Genomic DNA, 15,587 nt, shown 5'->3' on the forward strand with positions numbered 1-15,587 from the left:
ATGCCACGGGGCACTGCCGCATCGAGCGCCCCGCATGCGACCACTGAATGCCCAGGCTCACGGACAGACCTGATAAACTGCGCGGCCAAACGCCAGTCAGGCGAAATCATTACGCGAGCGCTGTTCAGTGGAATTGTTCAAAGAGTTCATCTTCGAGGCGGCCCACCGCCTGCCCCACGTGCCGGAGGGACACAAGTGCGGCCGTCTGCATGGCCACTCCTTCCGGGTCGCCATCTACATCGAAGGTGAAGTCGATCCCTATACCGGCTGGATTCGCGACTTCTCCGAGATCAAGGCGATCTTCAAGCCGATCTACGAACAGCTCGACCACAACTACCTGAACGACATTCCCGGCCTGGAAAACCCGACCAGCGAAGTACTGGCCAAGTGGATCTGGCAACAGGTCAAACCGCTGCTGCCGGAACTGTCGCGGGTACGCATCCACGAGACCTGCACCAGCGGCTGCGAATACCGCGGCGACTGACAGCAGAAACGACAAAGGCCACCGCAAGGTGGCCTTTTTGTTTGTGGCCAATACGCCACGTGCTCGCGCTCCGGCAGGATGCCGGTTTGCCGGTATAACCTGCTGCCCCCTCTCCCCTCGCCATCGCCCGCAAGCGGGCTCCTACGGGAATTTCGTGGCACTCAGGCCTAGGCGCCGCCGCGTAGGAGCCGGCTTGCCGGCGATCAGCCTTCGCCCACATGCCCGGCGCTGTCCACACCCGACTTTCTGCCGCGCAAAGAAGAAACCCCAGACCTCGTTAGAGATCTGGGGTTTCGTATAGGAGCTTGACGATGACCTACTCTCACATGGTGAAGCACCACACTACCATCGGCGATGCGTCGTTTCACTACTGAGTTCGGGATGGGATCAGGTGGTTCCAACGCTCTATGGTCGTCAAGCAATTCGGTTGGGATCTCGCGGTAGGGCGCGATCCCTTGGATACGTGATAGAGGCTTGTAGCTCTCGCAAATTTTCGGCTTTCTGTCGACTTCACCATCGACACCCTCTGCTGTCAGAGCAGATTGTTTGGGTGTTATATGGTCAAGCCTCACGGGCAATTAGTACAGGTTAGCTCAACGCCTCACAGCGCTTACACACCCTGCCTATCAACGTCGTAGTCTTCGACGGCCCTTTAGGGGAATCAAGTTCCCAGTGAGATCTCATCTTGAGGCAAGTTTCCCGCTTAGATGCTTTCAGCGGTTATCTTTTCCGAACATAGCTACCCGGCAATGCCACTGGCGTGACAACCGGAACACCAGAGGTTCGTCCAACCCGGTCCTCTCGTACTAAGGTCAGCCCCTCTCAAATCTCAAACGTCCACGGCAGATAGGGACCGAACTGTCTCACGACGTTCTAAACCCAGCTCGCGTACCACTTTAAATGGCGAACAGCCATACCCTTGGGACCGGCTTCAGCCCCAGGATGTGATGAGCCGACATCGAGGTGCCAAACACCGCCGTCGATATGAACTCTTGGGCGGTATCAGCCTGTTATCCCCGGAGTACCTTTTATCCGTTGAGCGATGGCCCTTCCATACAGAACCACCGGATCACTAAGACCTACTTTCGTACCTGCTCGACGTGTCTGTCTCGCAGTCAAGCGCGCTTTTGCCTTTATACTCTACGACCGATTTCCGACCGGTCTGAGCGCACCTTCGTACTCCTCCGTTACTCTTTGGGAGGAGACCGCCCCAGTCAAACTACCCACCATACACTGTCCTCGATCCGGATAACGGACCAGAGTTAGAACCTCAAGGTTGCCAGGGTGGTATTTCAAGGATGGCTCCATGAGAACTGGCGTCCCCACTTCAAAGCCTCCCACCTATCCTACACAAGCAAGCTCAAAGTCCAGTGCAAAGCTATAGTAAAGGTTCACGGGGTCTTTCCGTCTAGCCGCGGATACACTGCATCTTCACAGCGATTTCAATTTCACTGAGTCTCGGGTGGAGACAGCGCCGCCATCGTTACGCCATTCGTGCAGGTCGGAACTTACCCGACAAGGAATTTCGCTACCTTAGGACCGTTATAGTTACGGCCGCCGTTTACCGGGGCTTCGATCAAGAGCTTCGCTTGCGCTAACCCCATCAATTAACCTTCCGGCACCGGGCAGGCGTCACACCCTATACGTCCACTTTCGTGTTTGCAGAGTGCTGTGTTTTTAATAAACAGTCGCAGCGGCCTGGTATCTTCGACCGGCATGGGCTTACGTAGTAAATACTTCACCCTCACCGGCGCACCTTCTCCCGAAGTTACGGTGCCATTTTGCCTAGTTCCTTCACCCGAGTTCTCTCAAGCGCCTTGGTATTCTCTACCTAACCACCTGTGTCGGTTTGGGGTACGGTTCCTAGTTACCTGAAGCTTAGAAGCTTTTCCTGGAAGCATGGCATCAACCACTTCGCATTCTAAAAGAACGCTCGTCATCAGTTCTCGGCCTTGATCTCCCGGATTTACCTAAGAAACCAGCCTACAACCTTAAACACGGACAACCAACGCCGTGCTGGCCTAGCCTTCTCCGTCCCTCCATCGCAGTAACTAGAAGTACGGGAATATTAACCCGTTTCCCATCGACTACGCATTTCTGCCTCGCCTTAGGGGCCGACTAACCCTGCGTCGATTAACGTTGCGCAGGAAACCTTGGTCTTTCGGCGTGCGAGTTTTTCACTCGCATTGTCGTTACTCATGTCAGCATTCGCACTTCTGATACCTCCAGCAAGCTTCTCAACTCACCTTCACAGGCTTACAGAACGCTCCTCTACCGCTCATCCAAAGGATGAACCCGTAGCTTCGGTGTATGGTTTGAGCCCCGTTACATCTTCCGCGCAGGCCGACTCGACTAGTGAGCTATTACGCTTTCTTTAAAGGATGGCTGCTTCTAAGCCAACCTCCTAGCTGTCTAAGCCTTCCCACATCGTTTCCCACTTAACCATAACTTTGGGACCTTAGCTGACGGTCTGGGTTGTTTCCCTTTTCACGACGGACGTTAGCACCCGCCGTGTGTCTCCCGTGCTGACACTTGCTGGTATTCGGAGTTTGCATCGGTTTGGTAAGTCGGGATGACCCCCTAGCCGAAACAGTGCTCTACCCCCAGCAGTGATACACGAGGCGCTACCTAAATAGCTTTCGAGGAGAACCAGCTATCTCCGAGCTTGATTAGCCTTTCACTCCGATCCACAGGTCATCCGCTAACTTTTCAACGGTAGTCGGTTCGGTCCTCCAGTCAGTGTTACCTAACCTTCAACCTGCCCATGGATAGATCGCCCGGTTTCGGGTCTATACCCAGCGACTAAAGCGCCCTATTAAGACTCGCTTTCGCTACGCCTCCCCTATTCGGTTAAGCTCGCCACTGAATATAAGTCGCTGACCCATTATACAAAAGGTACGCAGTCACCCAACAAAGTAGGCTCCCACTGCTTGTACGCATACGGTTTCAGGTTCTATTTCACTCCCCTCTCCGGGGTTCTTTTCGCCTTTCCCTCACGGTACTGGTTCACTATCGGTCAGTCAGTAGTATTTAGCCTTGGAGGATGGTCCCCCCATGTTCAGACAAGGTTTCTCGTGCCCCGTCCTACTCGATTTCATTGATAAGAGCGTTTCGTGTACGGGGCTATCACCCACTACGGCGGCACTTTCCAGAGCCTTCCACTACACTCAAATCAACTTAAGGGCTAGTCCCCGTTCGCTCGCCACTACTTAGGGAATCTCGGTTGATTTCTTTTCCTCAGGGTACTTAGATGTTTCAGTTCCCCTGGTTCGCCTCTTGCACCTATGGATTCAGTACAAGATACCCGGCTTATGCCGGGTGGGTTCCCCCATTCAGAGATCTCTGGATCACAGTCTGTTTGCCGACTCCCCAAAGCTTTTCGCAGGCTACCACGTCTTTCATCGCCTCTGACTGCCAAGGCATCCACCGTATGCGCTTCTTCACTTGACCATATAACCCCAAGCAATCTGGTTACTGTCTCAATCGTGAAGACGACATCGCCGAAAATTTGCGTCTTGAGAACTACAAATTTTGCCTTGATTAACAATGTGCAGTGAAACACATCGTTAGTCACTTCTATCACATATCCAAATTTTTAAAGAACGATTTGTACCGGTCAAAAGACCAGAAATCAGCACTCAACAGGTCATCACCTGAAGCGCTCATTTCTGAACTCTCTACGATCATGCTGTAATGGTGGAGCCAAGCGGGATCGAACCGCTGACCTCCTGCGTGCAAAGCAGGCGCTCTCCCAGCTGAGCTATGGCCCCGTAAGCATCTGCACCTGAATTGGTAGGTCTGGGCAGATTTGAACTGCCGACCTCACCCTTATCAGGGGTGCGCTCTAACCAACTGAGCTACAGACCTATCACAGGGTCGCCGCGTTACAGCATCGTCTTCTACAGTGAATCAAGCAATTCGTGTGGGAGCTTATGAGAAAGCTGAAGTCTTCGATTAAGGAGGTGATCCAGCCGCAGGTTCCCCTACGGCTACCTTGTTACGACTTCACCCCAGTCATGAATCACTCCGTGGTAACCGTCCCCCCGAAGGTTAGACTAGCTACTTCTGGAGCAACCCACTCCCATGGTGTGACGGGCGGTGTGTACAAGGCCCGGGAACGTATTCACCGTGACATTCTGATTCACGATTACTAGCGATTCCGACTTCACGCAGTCGAGTTGCAGACTGCGATCCGGACTACGATCGGTTTTATGGGATTAGCTCCACCTCGCGGCTTGGCAACCCTTTGTACCGACCATTGTAGCACGTGTGTAGCCCTGGCCGTAAGGGCCATGATGACTTGACGTCATCCCCACCTTCCTCCGGTTTGTCACCGGCAGTCTCCTTAGAGTGCCCACCATAACGTGCTGGTAACTAAGGACAAGGGTTGCGCTCGTTACGGGACTTAACCCAACATCTCACGACACGAGCTGACGACAGCCATGCAGCACCTGTGTCTGAGTTCCCGAAGGCACCAATCCATCTCTGGAAAGTTCTCAGCATGTCAAGGCCAGGTAAGGTTCTTCGCGTTGCTTCGAATTAAACCACATGCTCCACCGCTTGTGCGGGCCCCCGTCAATTCATTTGAGTTTTAACCTTGCGGCCGTACTCCCCAGGCGGTCAACTTAATGCGTTAGCTGCGCCACTAAAATCTCAAGGATTCCAACGGCTAGTTGACATCGTTTACGGCGTGGACTACCAGGGTATCTAATCCTGTTTGCTCCCCACGCTTTCGCACCTCAGTGTCAGTATCAGTCCAGGTAGTCGCCTTCGCCACTGGTGTTCCTTCCTATATCTACGCATTTCACCGCTACACAGGAAATTCCACTACCCTCTACCGTACTCTAGCTCGCCAGTTTTGGATGCAGTTCCCAGGTTGAGCCCGGGGCTTTCACATCCAACTTAACGAACCACCTACGCGCGCTTTACGCCCAGTAATTCCGATTAACGCTTGCACCCTTCGTATTACCGCGGCTGCTGGCACGAAGTTAGCCGGTGCTTATTCTGTTGGTAACGTCAAAACCGCAGGATATTAGCCTACAGCCCTTCCTCCCAACTTAAAGTGCTTTACAATCCGAAGACCTTCTTCACACACGCGGCATGGCTGGATCAGGCTTTCGCCCATTGTCCAATATTCCCCACTGCTGCCTCCCGTAGGAGTCTGGACCGTGTCTCAGTTCCAGTGTGACTGATCATCCTCTCAGACCAGTTACGGATCGTCGCCTTGGTGAGCCATTACCTCACCAACTAGCTAATCCGACCTAGGCTCATCTGATAGCGCAAGGCCCGAAGGTCCCCTGCTTTCTCCCGTAGGACGTACGCGGTATTAGCGTTCCTTTCGGAACGTTATCCCCCACTACCAGGCAGATTCCTAGGCATTACTCACCCGTCCGCCGCTGAATCCAGGAGCAAGCTCCCCTCATCCGCTCGACTTGCATGTGTTAGGCCTGCCGCCAGCGTTCAATCTGAGCCATGATCAAACTCTTCAGTTCAATACTGCTTGGGTTTTGAGAAAACCCTAAACTTGGCTCAGCAATCGCAAATAAACTCTCGAATTCACGAGTGTTACTTGTGATGCTGATAATCAGTTGACTACCAGTCTTACCTCACAAGCACCCACACGAATTGCTTGATTCAGTTGTTAAAGAACAGTTGGTTAAGTCTTTCGTCTCAACCGAGGCCGCGCATTCTACAGCAGCCTTTGTTTCTGTCAAGCTGTTTTTCGAAGAATTTTTTCTTTCTACTCAACCACTTGCGCTTTCGATCAGAGCTTCTTCTCTCCAGCGGGAGGCGCATTCTACAGCGTTCAAAACCGCTGTCAACCACCTCTTTTCTACCGCTTTCGATCCACTCGACCGAATCACCAACAGGGCTCAACCACCACCCTGTCGACCGGCGCGCATTCTACACACCCGATCCAGCTTTGCAACCCCTCTTTTAAACTTAACTTATTGATTAACAAGAAGTTTTCGAAGAGCTTCATCGCTGAAGTGGCGCGCATTCTACAACCCACAGAACGCGCGTCAAGCTTAAATTGCACTTTTATTACTCGGCCGCCTCCAGCGCTTCGCGCAGGCCGCTGCGCCGCTCGACACGGCGTAGCACCGCCTGCTCGAAAATACCGGCACGGCTTTCGATCAGGCTGAACCAGCGTCGGGCACGGGTGATGCCGGTGTACACCAGCTCCTTGGTCAATACCGGGTTAAGCGCATCCGGCATGAGCAGCACGCAATGCTCGAACTCCGAGCCCTGCGACTTGTGCACGGTCATGGCGAACACGGTCTCCACGCTGCTCAATCGACTGGGCAATATATGGCGCAACTCGCCACTGCCATCGTTGCGCGGGAAGACCACGCGCAGTACCTGGCGCCCCAGCTCATCATCCGGCAGGTTCAGTGCAATGCCGATGTCGCCATTCATCAGGCCCAGGCTGTAGTCGTTGCGCGTCACCAGCACCGGCCGCCCCTCGTACCAGCCGTGGTCGGCAACCAGCAGACCAGCTCGCTGCAGGGCCCGGGCGATGCGCAGATTCATTTCCTCGACGCCCCAGCTTCCCTTGCGCACCGCGCAGAGCAGCTGGAAACGGTCGAATGCACCCAGTACCGCCCTGGCCCAGCTGTCCCACTGCGGCGAGGGGGCGTCAGTGGCCGGGCGCTGCCTATGCAACACATCTAGATAGTGCCTGTAGCCCTGTGCCAGGCCAGCGACGCCATCGAGCATGAAGCGTTCCAGTGCGGCATCCTGCTCGCCAGCCAGTTTCAGCCGCTGCAGATCGTCATGCCCCGCCTCCAGCACGCCCCTGGCACGGCTCGCGTCACCGGCGTTGACCGCCAGTGCCAGCTGGCCGATGCCGGAGTCGCTACCGAAGCGCCTGGAATGACGCAGCATGACGATATGCTGCGCCAGCGCCTGCTGCCCCTCGACCAGCGACGCATCATTCAGCTGCTCTCCCGTGCGCGCCTGCAACCAGGCCCGGGTCTGCGCGCTGTAGCCGCCCTGCTCGGCATCTCGGCAGAGATCGCCCAGCACGGCCCCCGCCTCCACCGAGGCCAGCTGGTCCTTGTCTCCCAGAAGAATCAGTCGCGCATGCAGCGGCAGCGCATCGAGCAGGTTGGCCATCATTTCCAGGTCGATCATCGAGGCTTCGTCCACCACCAGCACGTCCAGCGGCAAGGGGTTGCTCGCGTCGTGGCGGAAATGACGACTGTCCGGCAGGCTTCCCAGCAGGCGATGCAGGGTCGTCACCGTGGTCGGGATCTGCTGCTTGATGGCGTCATCCAGCGGCAGCGACGCGACCTGGCCACCGATGGACTCGGTCAGCCGTGCCGCAGCCTTGCCGGTCGGCGCCGCCAGGCTCAGGCGCAGCGCAGCACCCTCGGCCACCGCAGCCTCTTGCAGCAGGGCCAGCAGGCGCACGACAGTGGTCGTCTTGCCAGTCCCCGGACCGCCAGTGATCAGGGTGAAGCGTCCGCATGCAGCCAGGGCGCAGGCCAGCTTCTGCCAGTCCGCCTGGCGCTCACCGGCCACCTGCAAGGGTTCCGGGAACAACCGGGCCAGGCGCTCGGCCAGCCGCTCCGGCTCTTGCGCCGTGGCCTGCAGGCGCTTGCGGATATGCGCGGCGACACTTTGCTCGTAGTCCCAGTAGCGCCGCAGGTACAGGCAGGTCCCCCGCAACACCAGTGGCGCCGCCAGCTCCGGCGCCAGCAGCGCGCTGGCCCGGCAAGCATCCAGCCACTGCTCCAGGCTTACCGACTGCAGCACCTGCGATGGCAACGCCAGCCCCTGTTCGGCCTCCTCGCCCTCCCGCGGCAGCGAAAGTGCGAAGTCCGGATCGTTCAGGGTGACCGCCAGGTCCAGACACACGTGCCCCTGGCCCAGCTGATGGCTGGCCAGCGCGGTGGCCAGCAACATGAGCGGCGAAGCCGTTTCATCCAGCCCGCCGAAGAACTGCGCCAGTGAACGGTCCAGTTCGCGCAGCCAGCCCTGCTCGCTCCAGCGGGCCAGCATCTCGAAGAGCGCCTCCCGCGTCTGCAATACCGCACTCATGCCGGCACCTCCCCGGCATCGCCGACAAAGAGCGCGTCGAGCTGCTCGATCAGTGCCCGTGGCGGACGGGCCAGGTACTGCCCGTTGTGCGGCGAGCGCAGGAATAGATAGAGGGCGCCGCCCAGATGCTGGTCATAGTCGTAGTCGGCCAGCCGCAAACGCAGCTGCCGGTGCAGGGCGAGCACATAAAGCACGTACTGCAGGTCGTAACGGTGACTGGCCACCGCCTCGGCCATCGCCTCGGTGGTGTATGCGCTGTCGTCAGCGCCCAGCCAGTTGGATTTGTAATCGAGCACGTAATAACGCCCCTGATACTCGAACGTCAGGTCGATGAATCCCTTGAACATGCCATTGAGCGTGTCGGCCCGCAGCGGCTGGCGGGCCAGGCCGGGCAGCTCGAAGCGCTGCACCAGCGCATCGAGGCGTCGCACATCGACCTGGCGCGCCTCGAACCAGAACTCCAGCTCCGACTGGTAGTCATCCAGCTGCGCCAGGCTGGCCACGCTGCCTTCGGCCAGGCGCAAGGGCTGCGCCAGCAGTTGCGCCAGCCAGTGCTGCAACGGCTCGATCCAGCCCTGCATGCCCCGTCGCTGGCAGCGTCGGGCCAGCAGGTCACGCATGACCTCGGGCTGCTCGAGGCAGTGCGCGAACCCTTCGCTGGCGGCCAGCTCGAGCAATCCGTGGAGGAAGGTGCCTGGGCTGGGCCCGCGCGGGAAACGGTGCAAGCCCTGCGCAGACACCGGCATGCCGGACAGGTCCAGCACCGCGCCTTCATCATCCGTGGCGTTCTGGATGGCCGCGCTGTCCGGCGCCGCATCTTCGTGACGCTGGGCGCTGCGCTGCTCGCCCTCGTCCAGGCGCAGTGCACTGTACGAGGCGATCCACCAGTGCTCGGCCGCACGTCGCACCGGCGTTCGCCATTGCGCCTCGAAGGCAGCGGCTGATTGTGGCTGATAGCGCGTGTCGCTCACCTCGGGCGGCGCCTGCAGACGAGTGCCGGCAGCGCTGCCGAAGGCGCGCAACCAGCCCTCGAGATCGGCGCTTTGCGCCAGCGCCTCACCACCGCCCAACAGATAGCCGAGTGCGGACTGGTGTAGCCGCGACTTCCTGGCGTTGCCGATCTTCAGATCCGCCACACCCAGCCAGCAGGCATGCCGCGCGCGGGTCAGCGCCACGTAGAGCAGGCGCAGGTCCTCGCCCAGACGCTCTCGCTCGGCACGCTCGAAGGCCTCCTCGTCCGCCTTGAGCAGCACGCGGCGGCGTTCACCGTCCTGTACCAGCAGCGGCTTCTTCTCATCCAGCGGGCGGAAGCCGCAGATGAATGGCAGGAATACCAGGGGATACTCCAGGCCCTTCGACTTGTGGATGGTCACCACCCGCACCAGCGCCTCGTCGCTTTCCAGGCGCAATACCTGTTCGTCAGCGCCCTGCCCCTCGCCGGTCAGCAGCTCGCCGAGGTGGCGGATCAGCGCCTGCTCGCCGTCCAGTTCGCTGGAGGCCTGTTGCAACAGCTCGGCCAGGTGCAGCAGGTTGGTCAGCACCCGCTCGCCATCGTCCTGCCCCATCAGGCGTTGCGGCAGGCTGAAGTCCTGCAGCAGCAGGCGCAGCATCGGCAACACGCCCTGGCGCTGCCAGCACTGGCGATAGCCGCGAAACTGCATGACGCGACGCTCCCAGCTGCGCTCATCGAGGTTGAGGCACTCCAGCTCGCTCAGTGGCAAGCCCAGCGTGGCGCTGGCCAGGGCCGCACGCAGCGGGCGGTCCTGATCCGGCTCGGCGCAGGCGCGCAACCACAGCAGCAGGTCACGCGCCTCCTGGGCGGCGAATACCGAATCCTTGTCCGACAGGTAGACGCTGCGCACCCCGCGCGCGCCCAGCTCACTGCGAATCGCCTGCGCCTCGCTGAAATCACGCACCAGCACGGCAATGTCGCTGGGCTGCAGCGCGCTCAATTCACCGCCGCGCAGGAAGCCGGCCCGCTGCTTCTGCCCCTGATCGAGCAGCGCGACGATCTCGCTGGCGGCGGCACCCGCCAGCGCTTCCACGTAGGCCTTCTTCGACAGCGGCTCATCCGTGCTCAGGTGCCACAGTGTCAGCGCCGGCTGCTCCTGGCCCTGGACCGTCCAGCATTCCTTGCGGCCCTGCGCACCGACCTCGATGAACGGCAGATCATCACGTAGCAGGAAGGCGCCGGCGCCGGTTTCACGTCGCTCCGCTGCCAGGAACAGCGCATTCACCGCATCGACCATGGCCTGGCTGGAGCGGAAGTTGGTTTCCAGGTTGTAGTGGCGCCCATGAGTCGCGCGGCGTGCGCGCAGGTAGGTGTGGATGTCGGCGCCGCGGAAGGAATAGATGGCCTGCTTGGGGTCGCCGATCATGAACAGCCCGCAGTCCTCGCGGTTGGCCTCGACCTGGTAGAGGGTGTCGAAGATGCGGTACTGCAGCGGATCGGTGTCCTGGAACTCGTCGATCATCGCGACCGGGAACTGGCGGCGGATGACCTCGGCCAGGCGCGGCCCGTTCTCGCCCTGCAACGCGACATCGAGGCGGGTGAGCATGTCGTCGAAGCCCATCTCGGCGCGCTGGCGTTTCTCCCAGTCGAAACGCGCGTGCACCCAGGCGGCGGCATGACGCAACGCCGCCTCGCCCGGATCGCTCAGTGCGCCCAGGCGCGCCTCCAGCTCGGCCATGGCCAGCAGTGCCGGATGCTGCGGCGCCTCGCCCTTCCAGGCTTCCGCCAGGCCATCGGGCGTCAGGCGCTTGAAGCCGGTTCCCAGATCGACCACGGCCTCCTCGCCGCTCGCCCACTCCCGCAGCTTGTGCAGCCACGGGTTGTAGTAGCGCGCCTGGATCTTGCGCGCGTCCACCTGCTTGTCGGCGACGGCCTGGTCGAGCAACAGCTGCAGCTCTTCGATCCATTCCGGCCAGGGCGCCTTCAGCGCCGCCAGCTCGACTTCGCGGGCGCTCAATGCCTGGTCGAGCAAGACGCCGAGCGTTTGCGGGGAAACCTCGGCCGCCTCCCCAAGCAACGGGCGCAGGCGCACGCCAAGCCCGTCCGGCGTGCCCCACTGCTGTGCGACCCAGTTCAGTGCCGCGCCCTGCAGGGGGTAACAATGCTGCCGCCAGTAGTCGCGCACGACCTCGGCCAGCAGCTCGCTGTGATCGGTCTCCAAGGTCTGGCTGAACAGGCTGCCGCTGTCGAAGGCATGCTCACGCAGCATGCGCTGGCACCAGCCATGAATGGTGGAGACGGCCGCCTCGTCCATCCACTGCGCGGCCAGCTCCAGGCGCCGGGCGCAATCGGGCCACTGGGCGACGTCGAAGTCATCGCGCAGCGTCGCCAGCAAGGCATCGCCCTGGCCGTCGCCGCGGAACACACTCGCCGCCTCCACCAGGCGCGCACGGATGCGGTCACGCAGCTCACGGGTGGCGGCGTCGGTGAAGGTCACCACCAGGATCTGCGGCGGCAGCAAGGGTTCGGCGAACGCCGCGTCACCGCCATGGCAGAGGATCAGCCGCAGGTACAGGGCGGAAATGGTGTAGGTCTTGCCCGTGCCGGCACTGGCCTCGATCAAGCGACTGCCGTGCAGCGGAAAGCGCAGGGCCAGCGGACGTTGAACGGCGCTCATGGCTGCACCTCCTCGAGCGCGCGCGGGGCACTGTCGAGCAAAGGCCGGTACAGGCGCTCGCTCCACTCGGCAAACGCGCCATCGGCCGTCAGGCAGGTGAAATCGGGGAACTGCCGCGTCAGACTGGCACTGCCCGCCACCTCACCGGTCATGTTGAATCCCCCCTCGTACACCGCACGCGCCTTGTCCTCGTTGCCGTCATGCAGCCAGGCCAGCGAGGTTTTCAGCGCGACCGGCAGCGGCGCGCGCATGCCCTCGCCCCAGCCCTGCAGCCAGGCCGTGAGGATCTCGCGAGCCTGCTCGACAGGTACAGGGTCGAAGGCCAGCGAACGGTCTTCCCCGACGAGCAAGGTGGTCAGCGGCAGCTCGCAGGCCGCAGCGATCACATGCATCACATAAGGCCGCAGCAGGCGGTGCCACTTCCACGCGCCCTCCTTGGCCAGCGCCCCCGGCACTGCCTGCAGGCTGGCCAGGGCGCCGTCAGCATTGCGGCGCAGGCCGTTCAACCAGCCGTCCAGCAGCACATCGGCCTGAACGAAATGCAGCGGCAAGGGCGACTCGAGGGCATGCGGCCAGCGTTCAGCCAGCGCGCGATATCGCAGAACCTGCGCAGGCAGTGGCGCCAGGAGCGCCTGCCGGTATTGCTCGCCAAAGCCTGCCAGCGGCAACACCCCGCTGCGGCGCAAGCGCTCGGCCGCGACCATCAGTGCCGCCTCGGGTGCCTCCTCCTCGGCCAGCAGCGCCGCCTTGAGCAGGCGCTCCTGCAACTGGTAGCGCTGCAGGCCGTCCAGGGCGAAGGGTTCGGTGTCCAGCTGACGCTGGGCCTGTTCATCCAGGTGCACCTTGAGCCGGCGCGTGAAGAAGCATTTGACCGGGTCGCTCAGGAAGCTCTGCAACAGCTCGGGCGTGAGCGTGCCGCCCTCCTCCCAGGCCGGCAGCGCATCAGCGCCTTGCGCCTCCGGCAGCTGGCCATGCAGCGCCGCCCATTCATGGGCATAGCTATAGAGCGACGCATCGCCGGCGAAGTAGCGACGACTGAAGGGCTGCAAGGGATGCTCGGTGGTCAGCGCGTGCAGCAGATCGCCACCGTCCTCCAGGCGCCAGGCGCTGGCCAGGTGATCACGCAACTGGCCGATCAGCACCGAGGGCGGCCGCTCGCTGTTGTCACGCACGCTGCGCCCCACCCAGCTTATATAGAGGTGGTCACGCGCGGCGAGGAGCGCCTCCAGCAACAGATAGCGATCGTCCTCACGCCGGGAGCGGTCGCCAGGGCGGTAGTCGCCGGCCATCAGATCGAAGTCCAGCGGCGTCTGGCTGCGCGGGTAGTCGCCGTCGTTCATGCCCAGCAGGCAGACATGCCGAAACGGAATCGCGCGCATCGGCATCAGCGTGCAGAAGTTCACCGCGCCGGCAAGGAAGCGCTGGCTCAGCCGCCCCTGGTCCAGCCCGGCGAGCCAGGCTTCGCGCACCACCGCCAACGGCAGTGGCTCTTCCAGCGCGGCGCCTTCGCAGAGCTCGAGCCAGGTGTCCAGCGCCTCCAGCAACTGATTGCGCAGCACCTCGTCGCGCTCGTCCTGGGGGAGGAAGAATGCCTCGAGCAGACTGCGCAAACGCTCGCCCCAGGCGCTTGGACTGGCCGGCTCGCGCAGGTTCTCCAGCAACGCGTCGAGCGCATCGAGCAGGCGGTTGAGGGGGCCGATCAGCGCGGCATCCAGCCCGCCGATCTCATCGAACGGCTCGATGTCGGCGTAGGCCTGGCCACGCCCGACCGCGTAACCCAGCAGCATGCGACGCAGGCCGAAACGCCAGGTGTTCTGCTCCAGGCCGTGGCCCACGCCAAGCGTCTCGCGCTGCGCGGCGTCCAGCCCCCATCGGATGCCAGCGCCCTCCAGCCAGCGGCGCAGGGTCGGCAGCGCTTCCTCGCTGATGGCGAAGCGCGCACGCAGCGCCGCCACATCCAGCAGGTCCAGCACCTCGCTGACGCTGAAGCGGCTCTCCGGCAAACGCAACAGGTGCTCCAGCGCGATCGCCATGGGCTCCTTGCCGCGCAGCCCCTGGTCGGCCAGGGTGAAGGGAATGAAACGCGGGTCGTCGCTGGCGAACTGGCCGAACACCGCCTGAATGTGCGGGGCGTAGGTGTTGACGTCGGGCACCATGACGATCACATCGCGCGGACGCAGGCTCGGGTCGCTGCTGAAGCGGTCCAGCAGCTGATCGTGCAGCACCTCGACCTCGCGCTGGGCACTGTGCGCGACGTGGAAACGCAACGACTGATCCTCTCCGGGCCGCAGCGCCGGCCAGGTGCGCCGGCTTTCCTCGAGCGGGCGCAGATCGAGGATGTCGTTCTGCACCTGACCCAGCAGGCCGTCTTGCGCAGCGGGGCTGAACAGGTCGATGCGCTCGAACTGCTCGCGGTAGCGCTGCGGCTCGTCGTACTGATCCAGCAGATTGATGTAGTCACGCCCCTGCTTGCCCCAGGCGGCCAGCAGCGGCTGGGCATGCTGGTGCATCTCCGCCTCGTCGAACAGGCCGATCTGCCCGGCGGGATTGCCCTTGCGCCGCTGGCGACGGTACTCGTGGCGCAGCAGGTCCTTGTCCTCGACGATATCGCCCCAGTGATGCTGACAGGGGTTGTGCACGAAGAGCATCACCTGGCTGAAGCGCGCCATGGCCGCCAGCGCCTCCAGCATCTGCGCGGGCAACGAGGAAATACCGAATACCGTGATGCGCCGGGGCAGGCCCGCTGGCCGGCTGTCCAGTTCCCCCAGGCGGGCGACGAAGCGCGGGTGCACCCCGGCGCGACTTTCGGCCAGGTGTTCCTGCCCGACATCCGCCAGCAGCGCACGCCACAATGCCGGTTGCCAGAGCGATGCGTCATCCAGGGGGCGCTCGCCGCCCCGCGACGTGCGCAGACGATCCTGGCCGTTGGCCCAGTCTTCCAACCAGTCGGCGCGGTAGACCTGATACTGGTCGAACAGATCCGCCAGGCGCTCGGCCAACTGGTAGCGCTTGCGCAGATCCTGGTCATCGGCCAGAAAGCGCCGCAGCGGAGCGAACGCGTCGTCGCTCAGCAGCTGCGGCAACAGACGCATCAGGCGCCAGGTCAGCGGCGCCTTGTCCAGCGGCGACTGCTGGGGAATCGCATCACGCCCCAGCACGCTGCGATAGGCCTGCCAGAGAAAGCGCGCAGGCAGGTCGACATCCAGCGCCGCCGCGATCCCGCAGCCATCGCGTTCAGCCAGCGCCAGCTTGAGCCACTGCGCGATGCCGTTGCTCTGCACCAGCAGCACCTCATTCTCCAGCGGCCGCAGCGGATAGCGGCGCATCCACGCCACCGAGAGCGCACGCAGCTCTTCGAGGTGGTTACCGTGAATGACGATGAGGCCTGGCGACAGCTCCGGGCTGACGGACATCGACTAACTCCTGTC

4 protein-coding genes, 2 tRNA genes and 3 rRNA genes are annotated in these 15,587 nt (G+C 61.7%); 1 reads left to right on the top strand and 8 read right to left on the bottom strand.

What is annotated here, in order from left to right; all coding sequences use genetic code 11:
* The first annotated feature begins 127 nt into the window (after window positions 1–127).
* Window positions 128–484 (top strand): 6-carboxytetrahydropterin synthase QueD, encoded by a 357-nt coding sequence (gene queD, locus JLK41_RS15165; RefSeq protein WP_003461315.1) that lies wholly within the window; start codon window positions 128–130, stop codon window positions 482–484.
* A gap of 303 nt (window positions 485–787) precedes the next feature.
* On the opposite strand, the gene rrf is transcribed toward queD, so the two are convergent.
* The 8 genes from rrf to recC all read right to left on the bottom strand — a co-directional run bounded on the left by rrf (window position 788) and on the right by recC (window position 15,572).
* Window positions 788–903: ribosomal RNA gene (gene rrf, locus JLK41_RS15170) — 5S ribosomal RNA — on the bottom strand.
* Window positions 904–1,041: 138 nt separating this feature from the next.
* A 23S ribosomal RNA gene (locus JLK41_RS15175) occupies window positions 1,042–3,934 on the bottom strand.
* Between the two features lie 244 nt (window positions 3,935–4,178).
* Window positions 4,179–4,254, bottom strand: a tRNA-Ala gene (locus JLK41_RS15180).
* A 20-nt stretch (window positions 4,255–4,274) separates the two neighbouring features.
* A tRNA-Ile gene (locus tag JLK41_RS15185) sits at window positions 4,275–4,351 on the bottom strand.
* Window positions 4,352–4,439: 88 nt separating this feature from the next.
* Window positions 4,440–5,976 (bottom strand): 16S ribosomal RNA (locus tag JLK41_RS15190).
* The 16S, 23S and 5S rRNA genes sit together here with 2 tRNA genes alongside, the layout of an rRNA operon.
* 553 nt (window positions 5,977–6,529) lie before the next feature.
* The gene (gene recD, locus JLK41_RS15195) at window positions 6,530–8,530 is read right to left on the bottom strand and encodes an exodeoxyribonuclease V subunit alpha (protein WP_210389281.1); all 2,001 of its coding nucleotides are present in this window, start codon (window positions 8,528–8,530) and stop codon (window positions 6,530–6,532) included.
* Window positions 8,527–12,159 carry an exodeoxyribonuclease V subunit beta gene (gene recB, locus JLK41_RS15200; protein ID WP_210389282.1) on the bottom strand — a complete coding sequence of 1,211 codons (3,633 nt, stop codon included), beginning with the start codon at window positions 12,157–12,159 and terminating at the stop codon, window positions 8,527–8,529. The genes recD and recB overlap by 4 nt, the downstream gene beginning before the upstream one ends.
* Entirely contained in the window at window positions 12,156–15,572 is a 3,417-nt protein-coding gene (gene recC / locus JLK41_RS15205) for an exodeoxyribonuclease V subunit gamma (RefSeq protein ID WP_210389283.1), read from the bottom strand. The genes recB and recC overlap by 4 nt, the downstream gene beginning before the upstream one ends.
* Between the last annotated feature and the right edge of the window lie 15 nt (window positions 15,573–15,587).

Source organism: Ectopseudomonas khazarica (assembly GCF_017915135.1).
Lineage (GTDB): Bacteria > Pseudomonadota > Gammaproteobacteria > Pseudomonadales > Pseudomonadaceae > Aquipseudomonas > Aquipseudomonas khazarica.

What these genes read in the sequence shown, in the direction of transcription:
- recB (WP_210389282.1), bottom strand. Translation starts at nt 12,159, where the DNA reads ATGAGCGCCGTTCAACGTCCGCTGGCCCTGCGCTTTCCGCTGCACGGC.
- recC (WP_210389283.1), bottom strand. Translation starts at nt 15,572, where the DNA reads ATGTCCGTCAGCCCGGAGCTGTCGCCAGGCCTCATCGTCATTCACGGT.
- recD (WP_210389281.1), bottom strand. Translation starts at nt 8,530, where the DNA reads ATGAGTGCGGTATTGCAGACGCGGGAGGCGCTCTTCGAGATGCTGGCC.